Origin of the sequence: Archaeoglobus sulfaticallidus PM70-1 (assembly GCF_000385565.1) — an archaeon.
GTDB classification, from domain to species: domain Archaea; phylum Halobacteriota; class Archaeoglobi; order Archaeoglobales; family Archaeoglobaceae; genus Archaeoglobus_A; species Archaeoglobus_A sulfaticallidus.
Genome location: NC_021169.1, coordinates 582,176 through 602,707, shown reverse-complemented (window position 1 = coordinate 602,707; position 20,532 = coordinate 582,176). Strand labels below are relative to the sequence as shown.

The window sequence follows — 20,532 nt, the reverse complement described above, 5'->3', positions numbered from 1 at the left end:
GTGTAGAGGTTAGCGATAGTTCACATCATAAATTCCTTCAAAACTTTATAAAATGTTAAACCCCAAATTTATTATACATCCTTCCCGAAACAGAACTCAAATGCTATGGGTTGAAAAATACCGTCCAAAAACACTTTCAGATGTTGTTGCTGAAAAGAAGGTAATCAGTGAGATAAAAAAATGGGCGGAGACTTTCGACTCCCACAGAAAACCGCTTTTATTGGCCGGCCCTCCGGGAGTTGGAAAGACCAGCCTCGCTCTGGCTATTGCAAACACATACGGCTGGGAAGCCGTGGAGATGAACGCAAGCGATCAGAGAAACTGGGAGATAATTACGCGAATTGTTGGAGAGGGAGCTTTCAGTGAGACTTTAAGTGAGAGCGGAGAGTTTTTGAGAAGTTCTGAGAAGAGAAGGAAGGTTATAATACTCGATGAGGTTGACAACATACATAAGAGAGAAGATGCCGGTGGAGAGAGGGCCCTTATAAGAATCATAAAGAAAAAACCACCCCAACCCCTGATTTTAATTGCCAACGACCTCTATGCTCTCTCAAAAGAATTGAGGGGTTTGTGCAAGCTTATACAGTTCAGAAGATTGAATGTCAGGTCTATAGCCAAGGTTCTCAAGAGAATTTGCAGTATTGAGGGAATAAAGGTTGAGGAGGGTGTTCTGGAGGAGATCGCCAAAAACAGCGGAGGAGATCTCAGAGCAGCCATCAACGACTTACAGGCTGTTTGCGAGGGAAAAGAGTTCGTTAAGCTCGAAGATCTGGCTATTGCGAAGAGAACTCAGGAAACAGATGTCTTCAAAGTCCTTCAGATGATCTTCAAAACGGATAACGATGCGTATTCAGCCTCCATGCTCCTCGACGAAACGCCTGAGGATTTCATATGGTGGGTCAGCGAGAACATCCCGCTTGAGATGGACGGTGAGGAGTTATTCAGAGCCTTATCAAGGCTCTCCAGAGCTGACATATTCCTTGGCAGGGTTAGAAGGAGGCAGTTTTACAGGCTGTGGAAGTATGCAGGATACCTCATGACCACAGGAATCCAGGTTATAAAAAAGGAGAGAAAGGGTGGATTTACCAGGTATAAAACTCCCTCATTCTGGATGAAGCTCGGCTACTCGAGGGGCAGAAGAGAAAAGCTGAAAAAGGTTCTGGCAAAGATCGGGAAGCATTCCCACATGTCAATGAAGAAGGCCCATAACGAAATGTTTTATCTGATAAAGGCTCTGATGGAGAGGCTGGATGATGAGAGATGTGCCAGAATCTCAGCATTTTACGAGTTCGATAAAGAAGACCTCGAATTTCTAACCAATGCCAAGAAAGCGGAGAGGATAATCAAGATAATCGAGGAAAAGAACCTACACATGGTTGACGAGAGCAACATCTTGGATGGATTTGAAAGATTCGAAAGAAAGAAAAGAGAAACAGAAAGGGCAGAAAAGGCTGATGGAGATACCAACAGAAAGGATGTCAAAACCAAGGGAAAGAAAGTTAAAGAGATGACGCTCGACTCATTCTTTTGATTTCAGATGCGATGCTGTCTATCGCCACCCTTTCCTGCTTCCCGGTTTCGAGATCTTTGACAACAACCTCCCCAGCTTTGTACTCGTCCTCTCCAACGATGATGGCAAACTCCGCATTAATGGAGTTTGCAAAGCTCAGCTGCTTTCTGAGATTTCGCTCCATCACATCAGCATAGACCTTCAAGCCCTCCTTCCTAAGCATCTCTGCTACCAGCATTGCCTCAACCCTCATCGCGGGAGTTGAGGCGACAACTATGCCTCCCTTCTTCTCAGCCTGAATCTCGCATATCTCCGCTATCCTGTCGAAGCCTATCGCAAATCCGGTTGATGGAATGTCCTCCCCACCAAAGAGATGTGTCAGGCGGTAGCTTCCACCACCGCAGATCTGATTTTGAGCTCCCAATCCCCTCTTCGCGAACGCCTCAAAGACTATTCCGGTATAGTAATCCAAGCCCCTGACGATGCTGAAGTCTATGCTATATTCTATGCCCAGAAGATCCAAAGCGTTAGATAATCTTTCCAGATGTTCAAAATCGAATTCAGGGACCAGTCTTCTTGCAAGATCTATTACCTCTCTCTTGCCCTTCAAAGCAATCAATTCCCTAACCATTTCAGCATAATCTGGCTGGAGCTTTTCCAGTTCCTCCAGGTTGTTCTTGTCTATCAACCTCATAACCTTTCTGTACCTCTCCTCACTCAGATCCTTGAATAGCTCCCTCATAAGCCCTACATGCCCGATTCTGAGTTCAAACTCGATGTTTAGATTCTTCAGAATGTTATACGCAAGGACTATAACCTCCAAATCCGCAAGATATGATCCTGAACCAACAAGCTCAACCCCGAACTGCCAGAACTCCCTGTATCTGCCTTTCTGCGGGTTCTCATATCTGAAGCAGTTGGAGAAGTAGTAGAACCTCATTGGCCTCTGCATAACCGAGCATTCGTTGACAACCACCCTCATGACAGGGGCTGTTAGCTCAGGCCTTAGAGCTAAGTCCCTACCAGATTTGTCTTTAAAAGCATATATCTCCTCAACTATCCCCTCTCCACTTTTTATCGTGAAGAGTTCGAGGTGTTCGAATGTCGGTGTACATATCTCCCTGTACCCATATCTCTCAGCAGTTTCCCTCATAATCCGCTCAATAGACCTCCTCCTCTCCATCACATCTGGTAGAAAATCTCTCGTCCCTCTGGGTCTCTCTACTTTCATCCGACCACCACCACACTAATCCTCAGACTCACCAATTGCTTTTAAATATTCTCTGAGCATTCTAGGAAACTTTGATGCCTCAACATACCTTAACCCAAGTTTCTCAGCCCACTTCCTTATGCCAGCATCACTGCTCACGACTCCAGCCTCAAGTTCCTTGGCGAGCAAAAGCACATCTATGTCAGGCTCGCTGTCGAGTATTCCCCCTCTGAGCGTAACCCTGTACCTCTCCCTGAACCTGCTTATTAAGTTTCCGATCTCTTTTTCGATGTCCCCAGAGCTTTTTGACCCTATAAGCTTGGAAGTTATTGCAGAACTTTCCCAGAGGTATTCTTCAGCGAGCTTTTTACCCTGATTTATCTTCTGTCTCATTGTGAGCACATACTCGTAAAAGATTGCTGCAGGAATCTTAACCTCATATCTGTTCGGAGTTTTCTTCACAAGCCAAGTATCCATTTTAGCAATTACATCCTCATCGCAGTTATATCTCTTAAGAAAGCTTAAAAGCTCGTTATAAACCGTGGGATATGGAATATAACAGCTTATATCCAGTTTCAATCTCGCTTTCGCTATGAATGTTAGAAGCTTGTTTGTAGAATCGCAGATGCTTTCAAAGCCCTCCTTTTCCCTCATACCTGTATCCGTTAGTGCTGTGGTGTCAAGTACGAATCTCTGTCTCATAAAAAAAAAGAGGATATCAAGCTACTTAGTTTTTTCTTTAACTGCTGAGATTGCTTTCAACTTCTTTGCAATTAAATCCTCAGCATCCTCTCCATATCTCTCTATAAGCCTCACGATCGCACTCCCCATCACAACCCCATCGGCTCCGGCATCAAAAAGCTCCCTGACATGATCCTCCTTCGAGACTCCAAACCCCACAGCCACTGGAGAGTTGCAGATCCTTTTGATCCTGCTGAGTGATTCAAATGCGAGCTTCGATATCTTATCCCTCTCACCTGTAACACCGTAAGTTGAGACAAGATATATAAACTCAGAAACTTCATCTATAGCCTTTAACCTGCTCTCAGAAGTGTTTGGAGCTGAAAGAAACACATTTCCAATCCCATATTTCCTGCTTACTTTGATGAGATCATCTGCCTCATCGACTGGCAGATCCACAACAATCAGTCCATCAACTCCAGCTTCCTTGGCTCTTGAAACGAATTTTTCCAGACCCATTCTGAAAACAGGATTGTAGTATGTCATCAGGATGAGAGGTTTGTCAGAATGCTCCCTGAATTCCTCAACAATGTAAAAGACATCCTGCAGCCTCATGTGCTTCAATGCTCTGTAGTTCGCCCTCTGAATCACCTCGCCATCAGCCACAGGATCGCTAAATGGAATGCCAAGCTCCAGAATGTCTGCATATTTCTCCATTGCAAACAGAAAGTTGATCGTTGCTTTTTTACTCGGATCTCCAGCCGTTATAAATGTTATAATTGACTTATTCAGTTTCATGCTTTCAAAGCCTCCATCGCAATGAAAATGTCCTTATCTCCCCTGCCAGAAAGGTTCACAACAATTATTCCACCACGCTCCTCAGCGATTTTTATTGCATGCGCTATTGCGTGAGCAGATTCCAGAGCCGGAATTATGCCCTCAAGCTTCGATAGCTCCACAAAGGCATTCAAAGCATCTTCATCGCTCACAACCACATACTCAGCCCTTTTTGTGTCCCTCAGATATGCATGTTCCGGGCCAACTCCCGGATAATCCAGGCCAGCAGCTATGCTGTGGGTATCCTTCATCTGGCCATCTTCATTCTGCAAAAAATAGGACAGCATTCCATGTAATACTCCCTTATCTCCAGAATTTAGAGAGGCTGAATTGTTCACCCCATTTCCTCCAGCCTCAACTCCTATCAGCTCAACATCATCCTCCACAAAAGCGTGGAAGATACCAATCGCATTGCTCCCTCCACCAACACAGGCCACAACGGTATCTGGCAGACTTCCTTCAGCCTTTAGGATCTGTTCTCTGGTTTCAAATCCGATAACGCTCTGAAAATCCCTGACAATCGTTGGATATGGATGGGGTCCTACAACAGAACCTATCAGATAGTGTGTACTTTCAAAACTCGCCACCCAGTCCCGTAAAGCCTCATTTATTGCATCTTTCAGTGTTCTCGTACCGCTGTTTACTGGGATAACCTCTGCTCCAAGAAGCTTCATCCTGAAAACATTAGTTTTCTGTCTCTCAACATCTTCAGCACCCATGTATATCTCTGTTTTAAGTTTAAACAGTGATCCTGCCATTGCTGTTGCCACACCATGCTGTCCAGCACCTGTTTCAGCAATAATCCTTTTTTTACCCATGTATTTCGCAAGTAAAGCCTGTCCGATTGTGTTGTTTATCTTATGTGCGCCCCCATGGAGCAAATCCTCCCTCTTCAGGTAGATCTTGGCACCATGCTTCTCGCTCAAATTTTTTGCATAATAGAGCGGTGTGGGCCTTCCAGCGTAGTTTCGGAGGTAGCAATCCAGTTCTTTTTTGAAGCTTTTATCATCCTTTATTTTCTCATAAGCCATTTCAAGTTCCTCAAGTGGAGGAATTAAAACTTCGGGAACGAATCTCCCACCAAACTCTCCGAATCTTCCCTTAGATGACACTAAACCACCCCAGTTAAACCCGTATTCGCTTCCTGTTCTTGCTCAAAATCATCCAAACTGGCTAAAAAATTCTGTATAAGGCTCTTATCTTTTTTTCCATCCCGTTCCACTCCAGAGGAGACATCCACACCATATGGATTGACAAAGCTAACCACATACCCCACATTCTGTGGATTCAGACCTCCAGCAAGCATTATCTTTCGTTCTACCCTCCTGCAAATCTCCCTGCTAACTCTCAGGTCATGCATTTTCCCGCTTCCATTTCCGCTGTCGAGCAGTATCAGATCTGCTGGGAAGGATTCAATCTTTTTCACAAGCTCCTCTGAAAACTGGATGTAATCCAAAACAGATAAAGGAACCTTAAAAACCTTCATAATAAAAAGTCCCATGTCCCTGAACTCCTGAACGAATTCTGCTGGCATCTCCGAATGGATCTGGATGAATTCAGGGTTCAGCTTTCGAATGATCTCGTTCCAGACTTCAAAGCTCGCTGTGGAAACAACAAACACCGGGATTGAGGAGATATCTATTAGCTCTCCAGCCTTCTCAAGGCTGATACACCTTCTGGACTGGCTTTTAACTATAACCCCGGTAAAATCAGCGTACTTCTCCACAAGATCAAGCTCCCCGGCACTCCTTATTCCACAAATTTTTACTTTCATTTGCACAACCTCACAAAATTTTTGATTATTTTCAAACCCTCTTTCCTCTCAAATTCTGTGAGTACACTCTCCGGATGAAACTGCAAGCCCTCAATGGGCCTGTTCTTACACCTTATACCCATAATGGTTCCATCGCAAGTGATGGCCGAGATCTCAAATCCCTTTGGAACTTTTTTGACTGCAAGGGAGTGATATCTCCCCCCAAAAATCGGGTTTTGGACATCAGAGAATATTGTTTTTCCATCGTGCATGATCAGGCTCTTCTTTCCATGAACTGGCTTTATTCTTCCAACGAGTCCCCCAAAAGCATGGGCTATAATCTGATGACCCAAACAGATTCCCAAGATCGGTACATCCATCTCGATCACAATCTCAGCACAGTTACCAATATCCTCTCTCCGTTCAGGAGATCCCGGACCAGGAGAGATGATTATTCCATCCGGATCCATCTTTTTAAGTTCATACAGCTTTATTCCATTATCGACTACCCTTACTCTGTCAAATAGAGAAGTATATTCTGCAAGATTCCACACGAATGAATCCCTATTATCGATTAAAACGATCATTCTACACCTCCACACAGGATAGATTTAGCGCCTTCAAAACTGCAGACATCTTCCTTTCAGTCTCATAGTATTCATTTTCTGGAACCGAATCCGAGACTATCCCTGCTCCAGCCCTCACTCTGCACTTACCATCAAATTCGGCCATCCTTATGGCTATGGCCATATCAGCCCATCCGTTTGAAGAGAAGTAACCCACGCATCCCCCGTATACCACTCTCTGAGACCTTTCAAGCTCCCTGATTATCTCCATTGCCCTTATTTTTGGTGCCCCTGTAAGAGTTCCTGCAGGGAATGCCGATTCCATCGCATCAAATGCCGTTTTACCATCTTCAAGAACACCACATACCTCGCTCTCGATATGGATAACATGGCTGTACTTCACAACCTCCATGTACCTACTTACACTAACACTTCCAGATCTCGACACCTTCCGGACATCATTTCTCGCAAGATCGAGAAGCATTATGTGTTCAGCAATCTCTTTCTCATCACTCATGAGTTTTTTTATGAGAATCTCATCCTCTTCCCCATCTTTTCCTCTTTTAATCGTCCCTGCAATTGGATTTATTTTTACGATGTTCCCGATAACAGATGCCATTGTTTCCGGGGATGCTCCAGCAATGGCTTTTTCAAATTCAAAAAGGAACATATACGGACTTGGATTTATCCTTTTAAGGTTTCTGTAAAATTCGAAGGGTGTTAGCTCTGTGTCCACAGCATATTCCCTCGACAGAACTATCTGAAATGCATCTCCCGCAAGGATGTAGTCCTTAGCCCGATACACCATTTCGACAAAATCATCTCTATCAGCATCTGTACTCAGTATATTTGATTCTCCGTTCTCTGTTTCGATCTCAATACTTTTAGCCCTAGAAACCACCTGCTCAGCATACTCCCTGTCTCCATTATAATACAGTGTCCTCGCAAAATTGTCGTAAACAAAAACATGAGGATAAAATCCAAAGACTGCTGGTTCACTGAGGTCTCCGTCGATGTAATTGTAAACCGCCTGATAGGGAATATATCCTACAAGACCCCCAACGAATCTTTCTCCACCAACACAGCCATTAATCAAGTTCTTCAGAGCTTTGAATGGGTTGCTCACCTTGGATACTCGCTTTCGATTTATCTTCATCCCACTTTTATTTATCTGAACTATGTACTCAGGATTTGATGAGATATAAGTATGTCTGGCTTTCAGCTCATTCTTATCCGCAGATTCAAGAATAAATGGATAGCTGTCATCTCTCAGAACACAGTACAGTTTTTCGGGCTCTACATACTCGATTTTGTGGAAAAGCATCTTATACCCTCCAGCTTTTTGATCGCTGTTTCACCCAGAACAGATTCTGCAAGCTCTCTGCACTCGTGAAAATCATCAATTCCGGTAGAAAATAAAGCAAGAGCAGAGTTGATGACAATAAAGTTTCTATCCTCTCTAAAGCCCTTTCCCGAAAGAACCCTGAAGATCCTGTCAGCACTTTCTTCTGCCCCACTACATGGAATAATCTTTACCGGAGTTAAGCCAAAATCTTCGGGTTTTATCCTGAATTTCTCTATATCCTCAGACACAACAGCAATAACACTCTCCTTTCTGGGATTTGCCTCATCAATACCATTCCCATGAACAACCACAGCTTCAACCCCCAGAAACATCAATGCCTCTGCAACGACATCAACGAGGTGCTCAGAGCTAACTCCGATCAGCTGATGTTCTGGATTCGCTGGATTGGCAAGAGGGCCCAGTACATTGAAGACCGTTCTGATCCCCAGCTCTTTTCTTACCGGCATCACCCTTTTCAGTGCTGGATGATAGAGTGGAGCGAAGAGAAATGTGAAATTGGTTTTCTCAATGCATTCTTTCGCTTCCTCTGGTGAAAGCCAGTAGTTTATCCCCAGTGCTTTCAGCAAATCGGCCGAACCACTTTTCGAGGTGATGGATGTGTTTCCATGCTTTGCAACCCTTTTATAGCATGACAGGATAATTGCTGAAGTCGTGCTGACGTTTATCGTGTTCGATCCGTCACCACCAGTACCGCAGGTATCACAGACCTCTCCAAAATCAACTCTAATAGCCTTATCCCTCATAGCCTTCGCAAAGCCAGCAAGCTCTTCCCCCGAGTAACCTTTCGTCTGAAGTGCCGAAAGGTATGCTGAGATCCTGATCTCAGACTCGTTGAACATTTCTGTGAATAGATTATATGCTGAGTCAAAATCGAGTTTTTTCTTTTCAACCAACAAATCGAGCATGTCTATCCCTCTACAAAGCTTCTGAGCTTGCTCTCTGGATCATCAGCCATCATCAGAGCTGTACCAATCAGAACAGCATCCGCACACTTCAGGGCTCTTTTTAGATCTTCAAGGGTTCTGATTCCACTTGCACTAACTACAATCCTGCCTTTAACCGATATCAAACCAGAGAGTCTCTCAGTAACCGAGACATCTCCATCATCCTTTTCAAGCTTCATTATGTCCCGATTATTTATCCCGATAATCTCTGCTTTGCTCTCCTCCACAATCTGGATGTCCTCTGCGCTATGTACTTCAACCAGAGCTTCTAAATCGCTTTCATGTGCCAGATCAACGAATTCCGCGGTTTTATGCCCCAGTAATCTCGCAATCAGAAGAATTGCTGAAGCTTCAGCACTGGCTGTCCTTTCTATCTCTTCTTTGCTAAGAATGAAGTCTTTCCTCAAAACCGGTAGCTCGGTCTCCTTGCAGATCAGTTTAAGGTTCTCAAAATCTCCCTTAAACTCCCTTGCAGTTATATAAGAAATGCCTACAGCATTTGCATTCTCATAAGCTCTCAAGATGTCTATAACATTTCTGTTTCTGACTAAATCTCCGTGGATTGGGGAGTAAGTCTTTATTTCAGCTATAACAGGATTTACAAACTCCCTGTACACTTCTATCCTCTCAGCAAGACCAAAGTCCATCACCAAAGCACATTCTTATCATGAACGACTAATCATCCGTAGTGTATTTAAACTTTTCCAATATGAAAAATTCACTATCCCGAAATAACTTTACACCAAGAGTATGTGAGAAAGCTAACAAACATAGATCTAGCAAGAATAGTGAAACTGTGGCTCAAGGGAAAAACGATAAGAACGATAGCCAAATTCTTTCGAGTAACAAGGCAGAGAATCTACCAAATCTACCAAATCATCAAAAACTTCAAGAAAAAATAGGCAAGATCCCAGTTAGAAGACAGAAAAAACCTAAGAAAATAGACAAAGAAACAGAAGAAATCGTGGTGAAAGCTTACAAAATCAATCTAGACCCAGTAAACCTTGAAAAGAAGATGGAAGAGATCTATGGATTTCACATTCCTCACAACACAAAATCCTGCATTAAAATGCTTCACAATGACAGAATCTCTAAACGAGTCAGGATTCAGCGCTGGAGAAACTCTATCGACCTATGCTCTTGTAAAAACATTTACTATAATCGACAATTAAAAGCATATCAGAGCATATAATAAAAAATAGAAGTACAATAATCTACCCCTTACCTATTTTTATTCTAATCTTCCTGATTATCTCGGGAATGTCAATGTACATCGGGCATACATGCTTGCATTTGCTGCAGAGACACGACAGAAATGCATTTTCTGTCATCTCCCCAGTAATGGCACTCCATCCCATGCCCATTGGACCTCCATAAACACTTCCTCCCCAGATGTTGCCGGAAAGCTGGAAAATTGGACATTCGAGCTGACATCTCCCACATCTAACGCATGAGAGCTGCTCCACAAACTCTGTCGAGCTTCTACCGTTGTCTATAAATATAGCGTGCATTTCTTGGCCTGCAACAGGTCTGTTGACATTGATGTAGCCGGGAGGGAAGGTGCCAAAGAATGCTGCCTGAACAATGACGGATTTCAAAGCTAAAATATCATCTGGCAGTATTTTATCAATGCTTATGAGCGCAATGTATGTCTTTGGTAGTGATGTCGATAATCTTATGTTGCCCTCATTTTCGATAAGGAATACTCTCGCATTTTCAACGGAGAAAGCATTACATCCAGATATTCCAACATCAGCATTCTTAAACTTCTCCCTCATGAAAACTCTCACGCCTTTAGCCATCTCTTCAGCATTTCTTCCTTCTATGCCTATTTTCTTCAAAATTTCTGCAACTTGCTGCTCGGAATAATGCAAAGCAGGAATGACTATGTGCATCGGCTTGTCATTGGCAAGCTGAATTATAAGCTCGCCAAGATCGGTCTCCCAGACTTCATTGCCGAGCTGCTGTAAATATTCTCTCAAATGAATTTCTTCAGAAACCATCGATTTTGCCTTCACAACGATTTTTCCACTTCCAACAATTTCTCCAGCAATTTTTCTCGCCTTTTCAGCGTTTTCAGCAAAATACACTGTAGCTCCTGCATCTTCAAGTGCTTTTGCCGCCTTATCTATCCAGTACTCGTAATTCTTTGCGATTTCAAGCTTAGCCTCTTTAACATCCTTAGCAAAATCCCTTAGAAACGGAAATCGCTCCAAATTCTGCTCTACCGCATTGTGGAGATTGTTCCATGAGCGCAGAATTCCAGCTCTAATTGATTCATTTTTGATGGCAGAATAGATGTCCATTTCTCACCCCTCCAGTATGACTGTAAGCTTCTTTGGCCCGTGCATCCCCCAGACGAGCTTTCCTTCAATGTCTGCAGTTTTCGATGCGCTGCTTGATGCAAACACTATGTCTCCCTTCTTTGCGGCATGCAGGTATGCAGAGATTGTGTCTGGCATTATGTCCGCTTTTTTAACAATGGCAACGTGATGGGCTGCAAGAGCAGCATTCTTTCTTTTCTCGAATCCGACAAAGAATATTATGCCAGTATCTTCTGCGGCACTCGCAGCCTCGCACACAAAAACATTGCTGTATTTTTCAGCTTCTCTGTGAGGGTCTTCAGAAATGATTACTTCGACGCTGTTTCTCTTCAACGCCTCAATCAGCTTTTCCATTTGAATACCTCCTGAGCAACAGTGCTATGTCCTCAGTATTTCCACCGGCTCTCCTCAGATTCGCCATGCACACAGGACACATTGTTACAATTCTGCCATTTCCAAGCTCTTCAAGCCTGAGCTTTGCTACATCTCTCGAAATTTTTGGAGATAATGCCTCTATTGGCCCTCCACAGCAGGATGTGAGGTTTCCTGAGTTACGAATGTTGGCATATTCAACACCAATGCTTTCAAGCAGCTTTCTTGGCTTTTCAGATATCTCAAGATACCTTCCGTAGTAACATGGATCATGGATAACAACTTTCCCATTACCCTTTCCACTAATTCTCCCTTCAAGCAGTTCCAGATAATTTTTCACTTCAAAGCTTTTGCCAGCATACTTTGGATACAGAACCTTCAGCGCATAAGTTGTGTGGGGGTCAACAGTTACTATCTTCTTCACTCCCGCCTTTTCCAGATTTTCAGCCACAAATTTGGCATGCTCCTCAAAGCCCTCATCATCTCCAAAGTCGTAGAGCAGGATTCCGCTGTAGCAATCGAGTTCTGGCCTGTAATAAACATCTATGCCTGCGTCATTCAGTAGAGAATAAATACCTCTGAGTATCTCATTCGCTTCGCTCTTGTTCTTGCTGGATGTCAGCAGGCTGATCAATCTGAATAAGAATTTTGGTATGATGTTTGAGAGAGATAGGAAGCCCTCAAGTTTTGAGTTTTCAAACTTCTCAAGGTATCTGACGACCGTTTCTATGTAGGGTGTTAGCTGATAGAGCATGCCTGTGAAAAAAAGCCATTCGCCGTTATTCTCTACGCCATCCCACCATTTGTTTATCAAATCATTGGGAATTGCAAGAGGATTGCGGGTTTTCCTGATATTGTCCGAGAGAAGGTTGATTACATACTTTGGCCTGATCATCATTTCACCTCCTGGGTTAAAACTCCAACTTCTTCAACCCTTACAAGGTGTCTGAACTCCCTAATAACTCTGGGTATGTCAATACCTGCCGGGCAGTAAGGTTTGCATGCCCCACATTCAAGGCATGAGAAGATACCATTCACACTTTCGATGGTCGTTAGCCTGTTTTTAAGGGCAAATATTATTGTGTTTATCCTGCCCCTTGGCGTGTAATTTCTTTTAATCATAAACCTTGTGGGACATGCAGCCTCGCAAAAGCCACAGAATGAGCACCTTGATATCTCCCTGAGTAGAGCGCCCTTCATCAGATCACCTTGCCCGGGTTGAGTATGTTTTTCGGATCAAACACCTTCTTGATTTCCCTCATTATCTCCAGAGCTTTCTCGCTATTTCGGTACTTCATCTCCATCTCAAGTCCGAGTTTTTTCATCTCACCAATTCCATGCTCAGCGCTAACAGTCCCTCCAAGCTTCAGGGCAACTTCCATAACCTCAATGTAGAACTTCTCAGCCTTATCCAGCATATCTTTGTCCTCTGGTGAAGTCCATATCATCGGGTGGATGTTTCCATCACCCACATGTCCGCCTGTCAGAACTGTAAAGCCGTATTTCTTTCCAATCTCCTTAACTGCATTTATTGCCTCTGGAAGCTTCGAAACAGGAACGGCAAAGTCTTCTATTAAGACGAGCGTTGAAGATGTTTTGAACTCTTCTGAGCCGAGCTTTATCGCAAGTGGATAGAAAGCTCTCCTCAGGCCCATAAGGTTCTTCTCCTCAGCCTCTCTGGCATCTTTTGCAACTATTACCTTGCTTGCATCCCTGCTGAGAATCTCGTTGAGGGTTGAGGCAATTCTTTCCGATGCTTCATGATTGCACTCAACACCTATTATCAACATGTTTCCCTCGCCATCGACATCGACCATTTCTCTGCCCATCCTCACAACATCTTCGTCAAAGAACTCCATCACTGCAGGAAGAATTCTTCTTTTCCTTATTTCGGCCACAGCAGCCATTGCTTTCTCAGCAGTCTCAAAGAAAGCTGCAGCATAAACCATATTCTCAGACATAGGTGCAATCTTCAGAATTGCTTTGGTTACAAGGCAGAGCGTGCCTTCGCTCCCAACTATGAGCTTTGTTAAATTGTAGCCTTGCCTGCACTTCAGCGTTTTTGAACCGATGTTTATGATCTCACCTGTCGGCAACACAGCCTCGAGCCCAAGAACCCAATCAACCATCGTTCCATACTTCGCCCCTCTCATCCCTCCGGCTCCCGTGTTTATCGCCCCTCCAACAGTCGCTGAGCGCAAGGAGCCAGGATCTACTGGAAACATGTATCCATGCTTGTTCAGCTCTTCCTCAAGTTCAACAAGCCTCACACCGGGCTGAACGACAGCGTAGCCATCAGTAATATTTATCTCCTCAATACTGTTCATCTTTGAAAAGCTGATTACTATTCCTCTGTGAGGTGTTGAAGAGCCGCTCAGCTCTGTCGAACTGCCCTGAGGATAAATCTTTATTCCATTCTCGTAGCAGAATTTCACAATTTTTGCTACCTGCTCGGTGTTTTCTGGAAATACGACTGCTATTGCTTCGCCAACCTTGCCTATGGCATCCTTTGCATGCAGGGCTTTGACGAGCTCATCATCGCTGACATTCTCTTCTCCAACAATCTCCCTCAGCTTGTTAACAACATCCATTGATTGGTATTTCCCACAATAATGGATGATAGTTGAGGTTTACATGTGAGCCATGAAAAATTATAATACATTAAAGTAAAGTAAGTGGTATGAGAAGTGTCGATGAGATCATTGGAGAAGCGAGAGAAATTTTATCAAGAAAAGGAGTAAATTTATCTATTCTCGAAGGTGGAACTGAGAGGGGTTTAACGATTTTAAGGAACAGGGAAGTTCTTGACTCAATAGGCATAAAAATGCGCGTTATTGGCGACATCGAGCCAAGTCTGTCATCGAAGTTTCTCGGCAGGAAAATCTCCATGCCTGTGATGCCCGCTCCACTTTCAGGGCTTGTGAAATCAGTTGATGCACGATGCTTTCACAGAATAATCAAGGAATCGTGGGATGCTGGAGTGGTGCCCTGGATTGGTTATCCGATACAGGATGATGTTGAGAGCTTTGAGCAGCCATTTGTATGGATAATAAAGCCGATGAAAGACAGGGATAAAATCTATCAGGAAATTGAAAGGGCAGAGAAATCCAAAGCTCTTGCTGTTGGCATAGACATCGACTCTGCCGCCGGAATTAAAGTTGGTAAGAGCGTTATAGCATATGGTGGTATGAAGGCGCTGAGCAAAAAAGAGCTTGAGGACATCGCATCAACAACAAAGCTGCCGTTTATAGTTAAAGGTGTGCTCAGCGAGAAGGATTATTACGATGCATCAAGCTTCAGCGACGCTGTCGTCATCTCTAACCATGGTGGCAGGGTTATTGATTCAGCGGTTTCACCTCTTGAGATACTCGCAAATGTTGAAAAGGTTGTTGAGACAGGTGTCGACAGCGGGTTCAGGTATGGCAGCGATGTACTCAAGGCTCTTGCGCTGAATGCGGACTTTGTTCTCATTGGAAGACCAGTTGTTTACGCTCTCGCTTTTGAGAACGGGCTTAAAGAAATTCTTGAGGTGATAGGAGAAGAACTTAAGCGAATTATGGTTTTAACTGGCTTTAAAGAAGTTGGCGAGATAAACAGAGAGGCAGTAATTTTCTAATTTTTTGGTCTGCGAACTTAACCGGACTCATTAAACACGAGCAATCACAGATATTAAAATTCAAAATCATTTCTCTAAATTTCTTAAAAAAAATAAATTAAAATTAATTCAAAAGACTCAAACGAGATTCAGAGCCAGAGCGAATACGACTATTGCTGCCACAACGCTGACAATAATTGCATACAGTGCACTTGGCAGTAGGTTCTTTCTGATTACTTCTCCTTCACTGCCTAAAATTCCGCATGTTGTACAGACTGCAACAACGTTGTGGACACAGATCATGTTACCCACAGCACCACCAACATTTTGCAGTGCAACCACTATGGTCTTTGGCAATCCAACAAAGCCGGCTATCTCAAACTGAAATCCACCAAAGAGGATGTTCGATACGGTGTTGCTCCCAGCCATGTATGCTCCGAGTATTCCAACGAAGACTGCAAGGAATATGTATCCCTTCCCTGTCGCCATTGCGAGGCTTTCAGCCATGACTTTCAGCATGCTGTCCATTCCAGCCTCATTGTGGCCGGAGTTCATCATTATCTGAGACAGAGATACAGCAAAGATTAAAGCTATGGCTGCCGGAGCTACTCCTTTTGCAGTGGTCTTCAGGGCATTCTTTGTGTGATTTGGACTCAATCTGAAAATAACATTGCTAACCAGGACTGCGATTATGAATATCGTTCCTGGATTGTAGAGCAGCTTGAATGTGTGTGAAAGCGAAGTGCTGAGGATGTTGCCAATAGGAATTGTCAGAAAGCTTGTTGAAAATGCTTTGATTGATGGAACAAGCCTTGTTAAAAGCAATCCTGCTGTCAGAAGAACATATGGAACCATAGCCTCAAGCATTGTAAACTCTCTCTCTCGTATTTTACATGCTCCTCGCCAACATCCATCTTCTTTGGGAAGTCCCATGTTGTTTTCGGTGCAAAGCCAGCTTTAAGCAGTGCGGCATAGATAGCAAGACCGATAATACCACCAACAAGCGATGGGAATTCTGGACCAAAGAATCTTGCAAGAAGCCAGTAGGGAATTGCAAAGCTCAAGCCAGCAAGCAACAATGATGGAACTGCATCTTTGACATCGCTGAGCTTTCCACCGCTCCATATCACAAGGAAAGTTGCGCCCATAAGTGGAACGAAGATTGCCATAATGCCGTGAAGCGTTGCCGTCCAGAATGTGACATCCTTGTAAAGGAACTGCTGGAGAGTTATGCCGTACTGAGACAGCACCTGTTCAACGACAGGACTGTCGAGAGATGCGCCAAGCCCTCCCCACACCGGAATACCGACAGCTCCGAAAGATACAGGAGACGAGTCGAATATCAGCACGAGTGGAGCTGCTATTGCCGGTGGGAAGCCGATTCCAACAAGCAGAGGTCCAACAATAGCTCCCGGCGTTCCAAAGCCTGCAGCACCCTCGAAGAAGGTCACGAGAAGAAATGCAATCCCAGCCTGAATTCTTCTGTCCCTGGATAGACTCATCATTCCCCTTGTAATCGCCCTTGTTGCACCGCTGAGCCTGGCATCGTAATACAGGTAGACTGCACCAAATACTACAAGCAGGATTGATATGGCCACAAGAGTCCCCTTCACAGTTGCTGCCGCAATCCATTGCAGTGGCATCTTCCAGTAGGCATATGCTATGATCACTGTAACAAGCCAGCCAATTGGCATCGCTTTCATTGCAGACATCCTAAAACCTGCCATCAGTACCAGTACAAGTAATATCGGTGTTGCAGCTATTAAAGCCTCAATCAAGCACGACACCTCCCTTCTTAAATGAAAATAGAATAACATTATTAATTCGTGTGGTAAACCTGTGAACCACAAGTATTTTATCAAATGCCTCTCTATGGCTGTAAACTTTCGAGAATCTGTCACAATAATAGGTGAGTTAATATGCATGCCTTGATGCTTACACTATATCAAGAAGATTGTTGCAATATCGCTGTCAGCGAAAAAAGCGATATGGATGTAAACATCCTCACAGTTGATTTTCACGATAATTACGAAATTCTCTATTCTATATTCTCAGGTGACGTTTTCAGAGATGATCTGATAGAGAGAATGAGAAAGACAGGTATATGGGATATAACCATAACATCAAAAACCAAGTATGAGCTTGGTGTCATTTACAAAATGAGACCAACATACGCATGGAAAGCCGTTGTTAAATCTGGTGGCAGAGTTATACCACCAATCATAATTTCGAATGGAGTAGAAAGATGGATAGTACTCGTCCCTGACAAACATTCAAGAAATACGGTAATAGAAAACCTTGAAATCTCAAGCAATACGTATGTTGAGAAAGTGAAGGAAATTGAGGTTGACAGTCTGATTAAGATTTTCGCAAATATAGATATTGTTTCAAAATTCGCTGAAAGCCTTGAAAAGCTTACAGAAATACAGCTAAAAACACTGAAACAAGCATATTCAGGGGGGTATTATGAAGTACCAAGAAAATGCAGCCTTTTTGAACTTGCAAAGCTAAACGGCATATCTAAGAACGCATTTTTGAAGAGGCTTAGAGGGGCAGAAAAGAAAATAATTGGAAGTCTCTTCCAGTAATTACCATCATGTTTCTATTTGAAGAGTGTTCTTTCTTGCTTCCAAAGTCGTTAACATTCCAGATTTGGTAGAGTAAGATCGTAAAATAATCATGGAAGATAAAAAAGATGCATACCATTTAGTCTGTACGGACTGGATTCTGGATTGAGGAGGAGCATAGAAGGGATAAATTGTTTTAAAGCTTGATTCATATTGTTGATGTCTTAGCCATCTGCAATGTTTTCTGGCATAGCTAACTCCTGACAGGGTTATGTGGTTTGTAAGGAGGCAGTGGGATTGAAAAGAAAGTGTAAAACTAAATTGAGAATTCACAAAAATGCTTCACCAATTAGCTCTTCAGGATAGAAAACAATACAAAAACAAAAAATTGTGATGTCGAAAAAGCAAAATCAGGAAAATTAAAGCTCAGCCTCAAAGTCCTCAATCGTGTATGAGAACTCCTCAACCCCTCTGAGCCTGAGCATCTCTCTGGCCAGCAGCAGATACACTAATGCAAGGGCTTTTCTTCCCTTGTTGTTTGTTGGAATGACCAGATCAACATTCTCCGCCTGATTGTTTGAATCGCAGAGTGCAACTACCGGTATTCCAACATCTGTTGCCTCTTTCACAGCCTGAGAGTCTATCGCTGGATCTGTGACGACGACAACATCCGGCTCCCTGTATTCGCTGAGGTACGGGTTCGTGAGTGTTCCTGGGACGAATCTGCCTGTTATAACATCAGCACCCACTATCTTGGCGAACATTCTTGCTGGTTTCTGACCATACTGCCTCGCAGACACAACCAGTATCCTCGGAGGATCAAACTTGGAGAGAAACTTCGCTGCGACCCTTATTCTCTCATCGAGCTGCCTTATATCAAGCACATACAGACCATCCGGGCGAACTTTGTAGATGAACCTCTTCATGTCTCCGCTCTTTATCTGGGTGCCGATATGAACTCCAGCGGACAGGTATTCATCCGTTGGCACGAGATACTCGTATGTTCCGTCCTCTCTAACCATGCTTTCTTCCTTATCCTCACTAATCATCGTAAATCACCTATATCCATTTTATTTTAACCATTGATGGTTTGTTCATTTCATCCTCAATTCTTATAAGCTCATTGAGCTTTGCAATTCTCTCGCCACCAACTACTCCCGTCTTTATTAATGTTGCGTTAAAGGCAACACTGAGATGGGCTATCGTTTCATCTTCAGTCTCACCACTCCTGTGGGAGACCACGATATCATAACCGTTTTCCTTTGACAGCTTTACAGCCCTGAATGTATCAGTTAGAGTTCCAATCTGATTCGGCTTTATCAGAACCGTGTTTGCTGAACCCATCTCTATACCCTTCTGAATCCTCTTTATGTTCGTTACAAAAATGTCATCCCCGCAGACCATGCAATTCACGGCCTTTGTCAGCTCAGCAAATCCTTCAAAATCGTTTTCGTGAAGAGGATCTTCGATGTACAGCAAATCGTACTTATCGCTCAGTTCTGCCATGTATGCTATCTGCTCTTCAGTCGTGAGCTTCTTATCGCTGTAAACATACCTCTCTCCATCCCATAGCTCGGTTGCCGCAACATCTATCCCCATTCTGACTTCTATGCCCGTTTCATCTCTCACTCCATCTATTGCAGCCTTTATGATCTCAAAAGCCATCTCATCACTGATTTGTGCCGCCCAGGCTCCCTCATCTCCCTTGGCAGAAAATATACCTCTCGCGTTCATTTCCTCCTTTATTTTCTTGTGAACCATTGTGTTCGCATACTGGGCTGTAAAGAAGTCTTTCGCACCCACGGGGATTACTAGGAATTCCTGTATGCTCGTAGAACCTTTAGCATGTGCTCCACCGCCGATGACATTCCCAAGGGGGTAAGGAAGCTCCTTAGCGAAAATACCTCCGAGATAGGCATAAAGCGGGAATCCAGAAATAGCACTTGCAAGTTTTGCAACGGCCAAACTTGCCGTTATCGCGAAATTACCACCAATATTTGAGAAATTTTCAGTCCCGTCAATCTCTCTGAGAGTTTCATCAACCTCAACCTGATCAAAAACACTGATTCCTACAAGGGCTCTCGAAACTTTCTCCTGAACCTCATCAATGAAGGAAACATCCTTCACAATGGCCTCCTCAGTCCCGGTTGAGGCCCCGGCAGGAGCAATGGCCCTTGCAGAAAATTCATCAGAAAAAACCTCACACTCAACCGTTCTGTTACCTCTGCTGTCAAAAACAATTCTGTAAATCAGGTCTTCAATCACCATATCGACACCTCAGAATAATCCATAATTTTCAAGCCAGACGAAGCCATCCTTCTTCCTCCTAACAGTGATCGGTATTGCCCCCCTCTCGAATTCCTCTCTGGCTATATCAAGAGGATCGGTCTTATCAGTATCGATTAAAACGGGCGCACCCATCGCTATCTGCAGAGCTCTCGCTCCGATGATTCTTGCCTTCTCAAATCTCGTGTATTCAAAGGGAAAATAACTTTTTTTAGACTTTGATTTTGATACCGTATTCATCACCCCATGCATCATGGGGCCGCCGAGATTTGAACTCGGGTAACGGCGTCCCGAACGCCGCAGGATAACCAGGCTACCTCACGGCCCCCTTGAATTTCATAAATTCCTTAATCACGGACTTGTATGTCAGGAACATCCTTCTACAGCAGTACCTGTCAATCGACAGCTCATCCAAAGCTTCCTTAGGAGTTTTGCCTTCTCTGAGTTTCTCCTGATAGCTCTCCCAGAGGTGACCGATGACCTTTCCACAAGTGAAGCATCTTACCGGAAACATATCAACA

At 43.7% G+C, this 20,532-nt stretch carries 23 protein-coding genes, 1 tRNA gene and 1 pseudogene; 4 read left to right on the top strand and 21 right to left on the bottom strand.

Annotation, left to right across the window (positions count from 1 at the left end; genetic code table 11):
• Positions 1-100: 100 nt before the first annotated feature.
• A complete protein-coding gene (locus ASULF_RS03230; protein WP_015590271.1) occupies positions 101-1,531 on the top strand; it encodes a replication factor C large subunit in 1,431 nt (476 codons plus the stop codon).
• Here the strand turns inward: ASULF_RS03230 and hisS are convergent.
• Genes hisS through ASULF_RS03185 form a run of 9 tightly spaced genes read right to left on the bottom strand, consistent with a single transcriptional unit; the run spans position 1,500 to position 9,517 of the window.
• A complete protein-coding gene (gene hisS, locus ASULF_RS03225; RefSeq protein WP_015590270.1) occupies positions 1,500-2,741 on the bottom strand; it encodes a histidine--tRNA ligase in 1,242 nt (413 codons plus the stop codon). The genes ASULF_RS03230 and hisS overlap by 32 nt on opposite strands.
• 15 nt (positions 2,742-2,756) lie before the next feature.
• Positions 2,757-3,422: an RNA ligase partner protein gene (locus ASULF_RS03220; RefSeq protein WP_015590269.1), complete on the bottom strand. Its 666-nt coding sequence runs from the start codon at positions 3,420-3,422 to the stop codon at positions 2,757-2,759.
• A gap of 21 nt (positions 3,423-3,443) precedes the next feature.
• Positions 3,444-4,199 carry a tryptophan synthase subunit alpha gene (gene trpA, locus ASULF_RS03215; RefSeq protein WP_015590268.1) on the bottom strand — a complete coding sequence of 252 codons (756 nt, stop codon included), beginning with the start codon at positions 4,197-4,199 and terminating at the stop codon, positions 3,444-3,446.
• Positions 4,196-5,350 carry a tryptophan synthase subunit beta gene (gene trpB / locus ASULF_RS03210; RefSeq protein ID WP_015590267.1) on the bottom strand — a complete coding sequence of 385 codons (1,155 nt, stop codon included), beginning with the start codon at positions 5,348-5,350 and terminating at the stop codon, positions 4,196-4,198. Before trpB ends, trpA begins: the two co-directional genes overlap by 4 nt.
• Entirely contained in the window at positions 5,350-6,012 is a 663-nt protein-coding gene (locus ASULF_RS03205) for a phosphoribosylanthranilate isomerase (RefSeq protein WP_015590266.1), read from the bottom strand. Before ASULF_RS03205 ends, trpB begins: the two co-directional genes overlap by 1 nt.
• A complete protein-coding gene (locus ASULF_RS03200; protein WP_015590265.1) occupies positions 6,009-6,578 on the bottom strand; it encodes an aminodeoxychorismate/anthranilate synthase component II in 570 nt (189 codons plus the stop codon). The genes ASULF_RS03205 and ASULF_RS03200 overlap by 4 nt, the downstream gene beginning before the upstream one ends.
• A gap of 1 nt (position 6,579) precedes the next feature.
• Positions 6,580-7,881 (bottom strand): anthranilate synthase component I, encoded by a 1,302-nt coding sequence (locus ASULF_RS03195; protein WP_015590264.1) that lies wholly within the window; start codon positions 7,879-7,881, stop codon positions 6,580-6,582.
• Positions 7,854-8,828, bottom strand: coding sequence for an anthranilate phosphoribosyltransferase (gene trpD / locus ASULF_RS03190; protein WP_015590263.1), 975 nt, complete (start codon positions 8,826-8,828; stop codon positions 7,854-7,856). Before trpD ends, ASULF_RS03195 begins: the two co-directional genes overlap by 28 nt.
• Before the next feature lie 2 nt (positions 8,829-8,830).
• Entirely contained in the window at positions 8,831-9,517 is a 687-nt protein-coding gene (locus tag ASULF_RS03185) for an indole-3-glycerol phosphate synthase TrpC (RefSeq protein ID WP_174269875.1), read from the bottom strand.
• A 102-nt stretch (positions 9,518-9,619) separates the two neighbouring features.
• On the opposite strand from ASULF_RS03185, the pseudogene ASULF_RS12175 reads away from it, so the two are divergent.
• A pseudogene (locus ASULF_RS12175) lies at positions 9,620-9,921 on the top strand (helix-turn-helix domain-containing protein); the annotation flags it as partial.
• A gap of 160 nt (positions 9,922-10,081) precedes the next feature.
• Here ASULF_RS12175 and ASULF_RS03175 read toward each other — a convergent pair.
• Genes ASULF_RS03175 through ASULF_RS03155 form a run of 5 tightly spaced genes read right to left on the bottom strand, consistent with a single transcriptional unit; the run spans position 10,082 to position 14,154 of the window.
• The gene (locus ASULF_RS03175; protein ID WP_015590260.1) at positions 10,082-11,173 is read right to left on the bottom strand and encodes a lactate utilization protein B; all 1,092 of its coding nucleotides are present in this window, start codon (positions 11,171-11,173) and stop codon (positions 10,082-10,084) included.
• Positions 11,174-11,176: 3 nt separating this feature from the next.
• Positions 11,177-11,545, bottom strand: a complete 369-nt coding sequence (locus ASULF_RS03170; RefSeq protein ID WP_015590259.1) for an LUD domain-containing protein — start codon at positions 11,543-11,545, stop codon at positions 11,177-11,179.
• Complete coding sequence (locus ASULF_RS03165; protein ID WP_015590258.1) at positions 11,529-12,458, bottom strand: (Fe-S)-binding protein; 930 nt, start codon at positions 12,456-12,458, stop codon at positions 11,529-11,531. The genes ASULF_RS03170 and ASULF_RS03165 overlap by 17 nt, the downstream gene beginning before the upstream one ends.
• A complete protein-coding gene (locus ASULF_RS03160) occupies positions 12,458-12,763 on the bottom strand; it encodes a (Fe-S)-binding protein (RefSeq protein WP_015590257.1) in 306 nt (101 codons plus the stop codon). The genes ASULF_RS03165 and ASULF_RS03160 overlap by 1 nt, the downstream gene beginning before the upstream one ends.
• Positions 12,763-14,154 carry an FAD-linked oxidase C-terminal domain-containing protein gene (locus tag ASULF_RS03155; protein WP_015590256.1) on the bottom strand — a complete coding sequence of 464 codons (1,392 nt, stop codon included), beginning with the start codon at positions 14,152-14,154 and terminating at the stop codon, positions 12,763-12,765. The genes ASULF_RS03160 and ASULF_RS03155 overlap by 1 nt, the downstream gene beginning before the upstream one ends.
• 89 nt (positions 14,155-14,243) lie before the next feature.
• Between ASULF_RS03155 and ASULF_RS03150 the strand changes: the two genes are divergently transcribed.
• Complete coding sequence (locus ASULF_RS03150; RefSeq protein ID WP_015590255.1) at positions 14,244-15,179, top strand: alpha-hydroxy acid oxidase; 936 nt, start codon at positions 14,244-14,246, stop codon at positions 15,177-15,179.
• 117 nt (positions 15,180-15,296) lie between these two features.
• On the opposite strand, the gene ASULF_RS12280 is transcribed toward ASULF_RS03150, so the two are convergent.
• Together ASULF_RS12280 and ASULF_RS12275 are read right to left on the bottom strand one after the other, a co-directional pair.
• Entirely contained in the window at positions 15,297-16,025 is a 729-nt protein-coding gene (locus ASULF_RS12280) for an L-lactate permease (RefSeq protein WP_015590254.1), read from the bottom strand.
• The gene (locus ASULF_RS12275) at positions 15,992-16,936 is read right to left on the bottom strand and encodes an L-lactate permease (RefSeq protein ID WP_015590253.1); all 945 of its coding nucleotides are present in this window, start codon (positions 16,934-16,936) and stop codon (positions 15,992-15,994) included. The genes ASULF_RS12280 and ASULF_RS12275 overlap by 34 nt, the downstream gene beginning before the upstream one ends.
• Positions 16,937-17,077: 141 nt before the next feature.
• Between ASULF_RS12275 and ASULF_RS03140 the strand changes: the two genes are divergently transcribed.
• A complete protein-coding gene (locus tag ASULF_RS03140; RefSeq protein WP_015590252.1) occupies positions 17,078-17,746 on the top strand; it encodes a helix-turn-helix domain-containing protein in 669 nt (222 codons plus the stop codon).
• Positions 17,747-18,144: 398 nt separating this feature from the next.
• On the opposite strand, the gene rpsB is transcribed toward ASULF_RS03140, so the two are convergent.
• From rpsB to ASULF_RS11480, 5 genes are all read right to left on the bottom strand, one after another.
• The gene (gene rpsB, locus ASULF_RS03135) at positions 18,145-18,774 is read right to left on the bottom strand and encodes a 30S ribosomal protein S2 (RefSeq protein ID WP_015590251.1); all 630 of its coding nucleotides are present in this window, start codon (positions 18,772-18,774) and stop codon (positions 18,145-18,147) included.
• Positions 18,775-18,784: 10 nt separating this feature from the next.
• Positions 18,785-19,993 (bottom strand): phosphopyruvate hydratase, encoded by a 1,209-nt coding sequence (gene eno, locus ASULF_RS03130; protein ID WP_015590250.1) that lies wholly within the window; start codon positions 19,991-19,993, stop codon positions 18,785-18,787.
• Positions 19,994-20,002: 9 nt separating this feature from the next.
• The gene (locus ASULF_RS03125) at positions 20,003-20,251 is read right to left on the bottom strand and encodes a DNA-directed RNA polymerase subunit K (RefSeq protein ID WP_048098288.1); all 249 of its coding nucleotides are present in this window, start codon (positions 20,249-20,251) and stop codon (positions 20,003-20,005) included.
• 14 nt (positions 20,252-20,265) lie between these two features.
• A tRNA-Pro gene (locus tag ASULF_RS03120) sits at positions 20,266-20,339 on the bottom strand.
• The gene (locus ASULF_RS11480) at positions 20,325-20,525 is read right to left on the bottom strand and encodes a DNA-directed RNA polymerase subunit N (RefSeq protein ID WP_081622993.1); all 201 of its coding nucleotides are present in this window, start codon (positions 20,523-20,525) and stop codon (positions 20,325-20,327) included. The genes ASULF_RS03120 and ASULF_RS11480 overlap by 15 nt, the downstream gene beginning before the upstream one ends.
• Between the last annotated feature and the right edge of the window lie 7 nt (positions 20,526-20,532).

Coding starts and splice junctions, on each gene's coding strand:
- trpD (WP_015590263.1), bottom strand. CDS start 8,828: ATGCTCGATTTGTTGGTTGAAAAGAAAAAACTCGATTTTGACTCAGCA.
- ASULF_RS03150 (WP_015590255.1), top strand. CDS start 14,244: ATGAGAAGTGTCGATGAGATCATTGGAGAAGCGAGAGAAATTTTATCA.
- eno (WP_015590250.1), bottom strand. CDS start 19,993: ATGGTGATTGAAGACCTGATTTACAGAATTGTTTTTGACAGCAGAGGT.
- ASULF_RS03160 (WP_015590257.1), bottom strand. CDS start 12,763: ATGAAGGGCGCTCTACTCAGGGAGATATCAAGGTGCTCATTCTGTGGC.
- ASULF_RS12280 (WP_015590254.1), bottom strand. CDS start 16,025: ATGCTTGAGGCTATGGTTCCATATGTTCTTCTGACAGCAGGATTGCTT.
- ASULF_RS03205 (WP_015590266.1), bottom strand. CDS start 6,012: ATGAAAGTAAAAATTTGTGGAATAAGGAGTGCCGGGGAGCTTGATCTT.
- ASULF_RS03170 (WP_015590259.1), bottom strand. CDS start 11,545: ATGGAAAAGCTGATTGAGGCGTTGAAGAGAAACAGCGTCGAAGTAATC.
- ASULF_RS03155 (WP_015590256.1), bottom strand. CDS start 14,154: ATGGATGTTGTTAACAAGCTGAGGGAGATTGTTGGAGAAGAGAATGTC.
- ASULF_RS03220 (WP_015590269.1), bottom strand. CDS start 3,422: ATGAGACAGAGATTCGTACTTGACACCACAGCACTAACGGATACAGGT.
- ASULF_RS03195 (WP_015590264.1), bottom strand. CDS start 7,881: ATGCTTTTCCACAAAATCGAGTATGTAGAGCCCGAAAAACTGTACTGT.
- ASULF_RS03175 (WP_015590260.1), bottom strand. CDS start 11,173: ATGGACATCTATTCTGCCATCAAAAATGAATCAATTAGAGCTGGAATT.
- ASULF_RS03125 (WP_048098288.1), bottom strand. CDS start 20,251: ATGAATACGGTATCAAAATCAAAGTCTAAAAAAAGTTATTTTCCCTTT.
- ASULF_RS03140 (WP_015590252.1), top strand. CDS start 17,078: ATGCATGCCTTGATGCTTACACTATATCAAGAAGATTGTTGCAATATC.
- rpsB (WP_015590251.1), bottom strand. CDS start 18,774: ATGATTAGTGAGGATAAGGAAGAAAGCATGGTTAGAGAGGACGGAACA.
- ASULF_RS03165 (WP_015590258.1), bottom strand. CDS start 12,458: ATGATCAGGCCAAAGTATGTAATCAACCTTCTCTCGGACAATATCAGG.
- ASULF_RS03230 (WP_015590271.1), top strand. CDS start 101: ATGCTATGGGTTGAAAAATACCGTCCAAAAACACTTTCAGATGTTGTT.
- hisS (WP_015590270.1), bottom strand. CDS start 2,741: ATGAAAGTAGAGAGACCCAGAGGGACGAGAGATTTTCTACCAGATGTG.
- ASULF_RS03200 (WP_015590265.1), bottom strand. CDS start 6,578: ATGATCGTTTTAATCGATAATAGGGATTCATTCGTGTGGAATCTTGCA.
- trpA (WP_015590268.1), bottom strand. CDS start 4,199: ATGAAACTGAATAAGTCAATTATAACATTTATAACGGCTGGAGATCCG.
- ASULF_RS11480 (WP_081622993.1), bottom strand. CDS start 20,525: ATGTTTCCGGTAAGATGCTTCACTTGTGGAAAGGTCATCGGTCACCTC.